This is a genomic window from Pseudooceanicola lipolyticus (assembly GCF_002786325.1).
GTDB classification, from domain to species: Bacteria; Pseudomonadota; Alphaproteobacteria; order Rhodobacterales; family Rhodobacteraceae; genus Pseudooceanicola_C; species Pseudooceanicola_C lipolyticus.
In genome coordinates, this window is the sequence record NZ_PGTB01000162.1 from 1 (window position 1) to 8,202 (window position 8,202).

Sequence of the window (8,202 nt, forward strand, 5' to 3'; positions counted from 1 at the left end):
CCCGATCTGCAGCTTATTGATGGTGGCGCCGGGCAGGTCAATGTACAATGCCGTCTCGGCGGTCCGCCCGCGCCATGCCGCCCCGCCGGCCAGCCAGGCGTTGCGCAACCAGGGCCTGCTGTCGAAATCAGCGGCCGGGCAGGCGCTGACCCGTCCCGCCCCGGCCGACCGGTTCGCCCCCGTGCCCGAACCCGATACCGAGGCTTTCGCCAATGCCGATGACAATCCGCTGAAGATCACCGCCGACGATCCGGTCTCGACCTTCTCGATCGATGTCGACACCGCGTCTTACGCGGTGATCCGCAATGCGCTGACCGGCGGCGCGCTGCCGCCGAAAGACGCGGTGCGCATCGAAGAGATGATCAACTATTTCCCCTATGCCTATCCCGCACCGGAACCGGGCACCGCCTTCCGCCCCACCGTTTCGGTCAGCCCGACACCGTGGAACCCCGGCACCCGGATCGTGCAGATCGGCCTGCAGGGCGCGCTGCCCGAACGCGCCGAGCGGCCGCCGCTGAACCTGGTCTTCCTGATCGACACCTCCGGGTCGATGCAGGACGCGGCCAAGTTGCCGCTGCTGGTGCAGTCCTTCACGCTGATGCTGGGCCAGCTGGGGCCCGAAGACCGCATCGCCATCGTCACCTATGCCGGCAGCGCCGGCGAGGTGCTGCCCCCCACCCCGGCCAGCGATCGCGCCACCATCCTCGCGGCGCTGCAAGCGCTATCCGCCGGAGGCTCCACCGCCGGACAGCAGGGTCTGCACCAGGCCTATGCGGTGGCCGAGGGCATGGCCCGCGACGGCGCGGTCAGCCGGGTGATCCTGGCCACCGACGGCGATTTCAACGTCGGCCTGGCCGACCCGCAGGCGCTGAAGGACTATATCGGCCGGAAACGCGACAGCGGCACCTATCTCAGCGTGCTGGGCTTTGGCCGCGGCAACCTGGACGATGCGACGATGCAGGCGCTGGCACAGTACGGCAACGGCACCGCGGCCTATATCGACACCCTGAACGAGGCGCAGAAGGTGCTGGTGGACCAGTTGACCGGCGCGCTGTTCCCGATTGCCGACGATGTGAAGATCCAGGTCGAATTCAACCCGGCGCAGGTCGCCGAATACCGGCTGATCGGCTACGAGACCCGCGCCCTGCGGCGCGAGGCGTTCAACAATGACAAGGTCGATGCCGGCGATATCGGCGCCGGCCACCAGGTGACCGCACTTTACGAGGTGACACCGGTGGGTTCGGACGCCCAGCTGACCGAGCCGCTGCGCTATGGCCGCGCCGATCCGGCCGCCGCGCCCTCGGACGAGCTGGGCTTCCTGCGCCTGCGTTACAAGGCGCCGGGCGCGGACAGCTCGCAGCTGATCGAACTGCCGATCACCGCCGACCTGCCGCCCCAGGCCGATGCCGGTTTCGCCATGGCCATCGCGGGCTTTGGACAGCTGCTGCGCGGCGCGCCCTATCTGGGCGACTGGGGCTGGGACGAGGCCATCGCGCTGGCCAATGCCCACCGCGGCGACGACACCTATGGCTATCGCAGCGAGGCGGTGCGCCTGATGCGGCTGGCGCAAAGCCTGTCGGCGAACTGAGCCTGTTGGCGCGGCGCGCGGTCAGAAATCGACGCCGCGCTGCGCCTTGATGCCGGCCTGGAACGGGTGTTTCACCTGCTCCATCTCGGTCACCAGATCGGCATATTCGCAGAGCTCGGGCTTGGCATCGCGACCGGTCAGGATCACCGCGGTGCGCTCTGACCGCGCCTTCAGCGCCTCCAGAACAGTCTCTACGCTCAGGTATTCATAGCGCAGCGCGATATTGATCTCGTCCAGCACCACCAGGTCGAACGCGCCGCTCTCCATCATCTCGCGCGCCTTGGCAAAGGCGGCGGTGGCGGCGGCGATGTCGCGGTCGCGGTCCTGGGTGTCCCAGGTGAAGCCCTCGCCCATCGAATGCCAGGTGACGCCGCCGACCTCTTCGAAAAAACGCCGCTCGCCGGTGATCCACTTGCCCTTGATGAACTGCACCACGCCGACGTTCTGTTTCCAGCCCAGTGCCCGGATCACCACCCCGAAGGCGGCCGAGGATTTGCCCTTGCCCTTGCCAGTATGTACCAGCACCAGGCCGCGCCCCGGATCGCGCAGCTCGGACACCTTGGCGCGCTGGCGCGCCTGCACCTCCTGCATCTTCTGCTTGTGGCTCTCGGCATCGCTCATCGCGGTCTCCTTCTTCTGCCGGCGCGTCGGCCGGCGGGTCAGCTTTTCGGGTCGGTGACCGAACGGGCCTTGCCGCGTTCCAGCCCCAACTGGTGTTCGCGCCAGATCACCACGCCATTGCCGGCAATCACCAGCGCCGCGCCGATCAGCATAACAAGGGTCGGCAATTCGCTGAACCAGACATAGCCGATGACAATGGCGAACAGCATCGAAACATAGTCAAACGGCGCCAGCAGCGAGGCATCGGCAAAGCGGAAGGACGAGGTGATCAGGATCTGCGCCACCCCGCCGATCAGCCCCATCAGCACCAGCATCACCGCCGTCGTCGGATCGGGCATCACCCAGCCGAACGGAATGGTCAGCAGCGCCAGCAGCGTCGAGGAGGCCGAGAAATAGAACACGATGGCCGAGGTGGTGTCGGTCTTGACCATCTGCCGCAGGGTGATCTGCACGAACGACCGCACGATGGTCGCCGCCAGGATCAGCACCGCGCCCAGCGCCGCGGCATCGCCCAGATCGCCGCCCAGCCGCGGCCACAACATCACCACCACCCCGGCCAGCCCGATCGCCACCGCCGACACCCGGATCAGCCGGATCCGCTCGCCCAGGATCAGCGCCGCCAGGATCAGCGTGAAGATCGGCGTCGCATAGCCGATCGCGGTCACCTCGGGCAGCGGCAGCAGCCCCAGCCCGGCAAAGTTCAGCCCCATCGCCATGGTGCCCAGCAGCCCGCGCCAGACGTGGCCGCTGATTTTTTTCACCCGCAGGCCCGAGGGAAATTCGCCGCGCGCCGCCAGCCAGACCAGGATCACCGGGATCGCGAACAGCGACCGGAAGAACACCGACTCGCCCGGCGGAATCGTATCCGATACCGCCTTGACCAGCGCCGACATGATCGAAAACAGGAAAAGCGCGCTCAGCTTGAGGGTTACAGCCAGGCCTGGCCGATGCGATATGAGCGATTTTGCCATGCGGCGGAACCTGCGCCGGGACGCCGGAAAGATCAACGGCTTGATTTTCACCGCGTGCCGCAGGCACATAGCGGCCAGCAGAGGAGAGCCCGCATGTATCAGAAAAACCACCTGGCCAGCCGCCTGCGCGCCGCCAGCGCCGGGCGTGACGCCGATGTCTTTGCCCGGCTTCCCGATGGCGGCCAGATCAGTTTTGGCGCGCTGTTTGCCGGCGCCGAACGGATGGCGGCGGCGCTGGTGGACTGCGGCGTACAGCCCGGCGACCGTGTCGCGGTGCAGGTGGCCAAGACCATCGAGGCGATTCAGCTCTATCTCGGCACGGTGATGGCCGGCGCGATCTTCCTGCCGCTGAACACCGCCTATACCACGTCCGAGGTCGGCTATTTCCTCGGCGACGCCACCCCGCGCGTGGTGGTCTGCGACCCCGACCGCGCCAGTGACATCGCCGGCATCGCCGGCAAGGCCCGACTTCTGACGCTGGACGCCGCCGGCCGGGGCAGCCTGCGCGATCTGGCCGACCGGCAGGGCGGCTTCGATCCGGTCACGCGCGCGCCCGGCGATCTGGCGGCGATCCTCTACACTTCGGGCACCACCGGGCGGTCGAAAGGCGCGATGCTCAGCCATGCCAACCTGGCCAGCAACTCGGAAACCCTGCGCGAATACTGGCGCTTCACCGCGGATGACGTGCTGATCCACGCGCTGCCGATCTTCCACACCCACGGTCTGTTCGTGGCCACCAACGTGGCGCTGCTGGCCGGGGCACAGGTGGTCTTCCTGCCCGGATTCGACGCCGACGCGATCCTCGAGGCGATGCCGCTGGCCACCGCGATGATGGGCGTGCCCACCTTCTATACCCGTCTGCTGGCCGAGAAACGGCTGACCCGCGACCGCGCCGCCAATATGCGGCTGTTCATCTCGGGCTCGGCGCCGCTGCTGGTCGACACCCACGAACAGTGGGAGGCGCGCACCGGTCACCGCATCCTGGAACGCTACGGCATGACCGAAACCAATATGAGCACGTCAAACCCCTATGACGGCGAACGCCGCGCCGGCACCGTCGGCTTCCCGCTGCCAGGGGTCGAGGCGCGGGTGATGGCCGAGGGCCGCGAGGTGGCGCAGGGCGAAATCGGCGTGCTGGAGGTGCGCGGACCCAACGTGTTCCAGGGCTATTGGCAGATGCCCGAGAAAACCGCGGAAGAGCTGAAGCCCGATGGCTGGTTCATTACCGGCGATCTCGCCCGCATCGACGAAGACGGCTATGTCATCATCGTCGGGCGCGAAAAGGACCTGATCATCACCGGCGGCTTCAACGTCTACCCCAAAGAGATCGAAAGCCTGATCGACGATCTTCCCGACGTCCGCGAAAGCGCGGTGATCGGCGTGCCGCACCCGGATTTCGGCGAAGGCGTGGTGGCGGTGGTGGTGCCGGAAAATCCCAAATTAGAGCCTGAAACCATCACTGCCGCCCTGGCCGGACAGCTGGCCCGGTTCAAGCAGCCCAAACAGGTTCTGCTGGTCGACGAATTGCCGCGCAACACCATGGGCAAGGTGCAGAAAAAGGCACTGCGCGAGGCCTATAAGGACCTGTTCGCGGGATAATGCGCTGCGCTCCCGGCCGGGCCTGATCCGAGGCCCCGGCGCGGCGGCCGGGCGGCACGGAACCTAGACCAGCCACCATAGCAACAGGCTGAGGCTGAAAAACGCGCCGGTGGTCGCCGCCAGCATCGCGATCGAAGCGGCGCCGCCCAGCCCGCGTTCCTGCGCCAGCACCGCATAGATCCCCAGCATCGGCATCGCGCAGGACAGGATCGCGGCGCGGTGCAGGTCGGGCGGCAGGTCGGCCATATCCGTGGCCAGCACCGCCGCCGCCGCCAGCGCCGCCAGCGCCGGATGCATCACCAGCTTGGCCACCGCGATCTGCGCCGCCATCGCCTTGTTCCCCGCCAACGGCAGCCCCACCAGCGAGCCGCCGATCACCATCAGCGCCAGCCCCGAAGTGGCGGTGGCGAACATGTCGAACAGCCGGCTCACCGGCGCCGGCATTTCGAGACCGATCACCGACACCGCCAGCCCGGCCAGCAGCCCGATGATCATCGGCCGGCGGATCAGGTCGGCGGCGATCCCAGCCAGGATGCGCAGCAGCGAGGTTTCGGCGCGGTCCTCGGCCAGATCCATCAGCACCAGGCAGAGCGGGATCAGCACGATGGTTTCCACTAGCAGGTTCATGCCCAGCACCAGACCGGCAATATCGGGAAACACCAGCAGCAGCATCGGATACCCGATCAGCCCCGAATTGGGGCAGCTTGACCCCAGTACCGCCACCGCGCGGCGGCGCCGGTCCGGTGCGGTCAGGCTGAACCAGGCAAAGGCCAGCGCCACAACCGCCAGCCCGGCCAACAGGAAAACCAGCAGATAACCCGGCTGCAGCACTTCGGAGATGTCGCGCGACGCCAGGGCGCGAAACAGCAGCGCCGGCAGCGCCAGCTGCAGCACGAACCGGCTTAGCACCTGCATGTCGCCGGGGCGGAATATGCCAAAGCGCACTGCGGCATAGCCGATGGCGATGGCAGCGTAGATCGGGAAGGTGATGCCGAGAATCGCGGCCAAGGCTCAGCCGATCCTGCCGCGATTCTCCCCCACCTGGCCGCGATGCAGCAGCAGGTGGTCCAGCACCACGCAGGCCATCATCGCCTCGCCCACCGGCACCGCACGGATGCCGACACAGGGATCGTGGCGCCCCTTGGTGATGATCTCGGCCGCCTCGCCGCTTTTGGTGATGGTCTGGCGCGGCTTCAGGATCGACGAGGTCGGCTTGACCGCGAAACGCACCACGATGTCCTGCCCGGTGGAAATGCCGCCCAGGATGCCGCCGGCATGGTTCGAGGCATAGACCGGCTGGCCGTCATTGCCCATGAAGATCTCGTCGGCATTGGCCTCGCCGGTCAGCTCGGCCGCCGCCATGCCCTCGCCGATCTCGACCCCCTTGACCGCATTGATGCTCATCATCGCGGCGGCCAGATCAGTGTCTATCTTGCCATAAACCGGCGCGCCCAGCCCGGCGGGCACGCCGCTGGCCACCACCTCGACCACCGCGCCAACCGAATTGCCCGATTTGCGCAGCCCGTCCAGATAGTCGGCCCAGGTCGCGGCGGCCTGTGGATCGGGGCACCAGAACGGGTTTTCGCCGATCTGCGCGGCATCGAAACGGTCGCGGTCGATCGCATGCACCCCGACCCGCGTCATGTAGCCGGTGATGGTGACCCCTGGCGCCAGCGCCGCAATCGCCGCGCGCGCCAGCCCGCCCGCCGCCACCCGCGCGGCGGTTTCCCGCGCCGAGGACCGGCCGCCGCCGCGATAATCGCGGATGCCGTATTTCTGCCAATAGGTGATATCGGCATGGCCGGGGCGGAACTTGTCCATGATCTCGGAATAATCCTTCGACCGCTGGTCGGTATTCTCGATCATCAACTGCACCGGCATCCCGGTGGTCTGGCCCTCGAACACGCCCGACAGGATGCGCACCGCGTCGGGCTCGCGCCGCTGGGTGGTGTATTTCGACTGCCCCGGTTTGCGCCGGTCCAGCCAGTGTTGCAGCATCGCCTCGTCCACCGGCACCCCCGGCGGGCAGCCATCCACCGTCGCCCCAAGGGCGGGCCCGTGGCTTTCGCCCCAGGTGGTCACACGGAACAAGCGGCCGAAGCTGTTGGTTGACATCGCGGAAGGCTCCTTTTCGTGCCGGCTGATTACCGGCGCGCCGCCAGCGTCACAAGGGGTTTCGCCTTGCGTGGCCGCGCATGCGGCCCTAGTGTCGCTCTCACCTCGGGGTGCCCCGGACACGTTCCGTGGCTGAGATGCGGCTTGCGCAGACCCGTTGAACCTGAACCAGTTAACACTGGCGGAGGGAAGGTATGGACATCACTCCACCCTTGCCTTTTCGCCGCAAAACGGAGGATGCGATGAAGTATCTCACATTTGCAGCGGGCGTATTCGGAGCTTCGGCAGCCTTGGCTCAGACGCCGGAACTGACCGTCTACACCTATGACAGTTTCGTGGCCGAATGGGGCCCCGGCCCTCAGATCGAAACCGCCTTCGAGGCGGTCTGCAACTGCGATCTGACCCTGGTCGCCGCCGGCGACGGCGCCGCGCTGCTGGCGCGGCTGCAGCTGGAAGGCGACCGCACCGAGGCCGACGTGGTGCTGGGGCTGGACACCAACCTGGTGCCCGCCGCCCGCGAAACCGGCCTGTTCGCGCCGCATGGGGCCGATGCCACTCTCGACCTGCCGATCACCTGGGACGACGACACCTTCCTGCCCTATGACTGGGGCTATTTCGCCTTCATCCACAACACCGACCTGGCCAATGTGCCGCAGGATTTCCTGGAACTCGCCGCCAGCGACCTGTCGATCCTCATCCAGGATCCGCGCTCGTCGACGCCGGGCCTGGGCCTGCTGATGTGGGTCAAGGCCGCCTATGGCGACGAGGCGCCGGCGGTCTGGGCCGCGCTGGCCGACAATATCGTCACCGTCACCAAGGGCTGGTCCGAGGCCTATGGCCTGTTCCTGGATGGCGAGGCCGACATGGTGCTCAGCTATACCACCTCGCCCGCCTATCACATCATCGCCGAGGACGACACCAGCAAGGATGCCGCCGCCTTTGACGAGGGGCATTACCTGCAGATCGAACTGGCCGCGCCGCTGGCGGGCAGCGACCAGCCCGAACTGGCGGCGCAATTCATGCAGTTCATCACCACCGACGCGTTCCAGTCGGTGATTCCCACCACCAACTGGATGTACCCGGCGGTGATGCCGGCAGACGGGCTGCCGGCAGAGTTTGACACCCTGGTCGAGCCGCGCAACGCGCTGCTGATCCCCGAAGCCGAGGTGACCGAGCTGCGCGCGCAGGCCCTGGCCGAATGGCTCGACGCGCTCAGCCAGTAAGCGCCGGGCCCGGCCTCGGCGCGGCGGCCTGTATCGCCGCGCTGATGGCGGCGGCGCTGGCCGCTGGCCTCACCCTCGGGCACGA

General features: G+C 67.3%; 7 protein-coding genes and 1 riboswitch. Of the genes, 3 read left to right on the top strand and 4 right to left on the bottom strand.

Annotated elements, in window-relative coordinates:
* On the top strand, positions 1–1,588 hold a 1,588-nt coding region (locus tag CVM52_RS21505; protein ID WP_100164439.1), incomplete at its 5' end, for a vWA domain-containing protein.
* Positions 1,589–1,609: 21 nt separating this feature from the next.
* Here the strand turns inward: CVM52_RS21505 and cobO are convergent.
* Complete coding sequence (gene cobO / locus CVM52_RS21510; protein ID WP_100164440.1) at positions 1,610–2,209, bottom strand: cob(I)yrinic acid a,c-diamide adenosyltransferase; 600 nt, start codon at positions 2,207–2,209, stop codon at positions 1,610–1,612.
* A gap of 38 nt (positions 2,210–2,247) precedes the next feature.
* Positions 2,248–3,180, bottom strand: coding sequence for a DMT family transporter (locus CVM52_RS21515; protein ID WP_100164445.1), 933 nt, complete (start codon positions 3,178–3,180; stop codon positions 2,248–2,250).
* A gap of 93 nt (positions 3,181–3,273) precedes the next feature.
* Between CVM52_RS21515 and CVM52_RS21520 the strand changes: the two genes are divergently transcribed.
* Positions 3,274–4,779, top strand: a complete 1,506-nt coding sequence (locus CVM52_RS21520; protein WP_100164441.1) for a malonate--CoA ligase — start codon at positions 3,274–3,276, stop codon at positions 4,777–4,779.
* A gap of 63 nt (positions 4,780–4,842) precedes the next feature.
* On the opposite strand, the gene CVM52_RS21525 is transcribed toward CVM52_RS21520, so the two are convergent.
* Complete coding sequence (locus CVM52_RS21525; RefSeq protein ID WP_100164442.1) at positions 4,843–5,787, bottom strand: AEC family transporter; 945 nt, start codon at positions 5,785–5,787, stop codon at positions 4,843–4,845.
* 3 nt (positions 5,788–5,790) lie between these two features.
* Entirely contained in the window at positions 5,791–6,894 is a 1,104-nt protein-coding gene (aroC, locus tag CVM52_RS21530) for a chorismate synthase (RefSeq protein ID WP_100164443.1), read from the bottom strand.
* A gap of 96 nt (positions 6,895–6,990) precedes the next feature.
* A riboswitch (TPP riboswitch) is annotated at positions 6,991–7,101 on the top strand.
* 35 nt (positions 7,102–7,136) lie between these two features.
* Between aroC and thiB the strand changes: the two genes are divergently transcribed.
* The gene (thiB, locus tag CVM52_RS21535; RefSeq protein WP_100164444.1) at positions 7,137–8,117 is read left to right on the top strand and encodes a thiamine ABC transporter substrate binding subunit; all 981 of its coding nucleotides are present in this window, start codon (positions 7,137–7,139) and stop codon (positions 8,115–8,117) included.
* The last annotated feature ends 85 nt before the right edge of the window (positions 8,118–8,202 follow it).

Coding starts and splice junctions, on each gene's coding strand:
- cobO (WP_100164440.1), bottom strand. CDS start 2,209: ATGAGCGATGCCGAGAGCCACAAGCAGAAGATGCAGGAGGTGCAGGCG.
- CVM52_RS21515 (WP_100164445.1), bottom strand. CDS start 3,180: ATGGCAAAATCGCTCATATCGCATCGGCCAGGCCTGGCTGTAACCCTC.
- CVM52_RS21520 (WP_100164441.1), top strand. CDS start 3,274: ATGTATCAGAAAAACCACCTGGCCAGCCGCCTGCGCGCCGCCAGCGCC.
- aroC (WP_100164443.1), bottom strand. CDS start 6,894: ATGTCAACCAACAGCTTCGGCCGCTTGTTCCGTGTGACCACCTGGGGC.
- thiB (WP_100164444.1), top strand. CDS start 7,137: ATGAAGTATCTCACATTTGCAGCGGGCGTATTCGGAGCTTCGGCAGCC.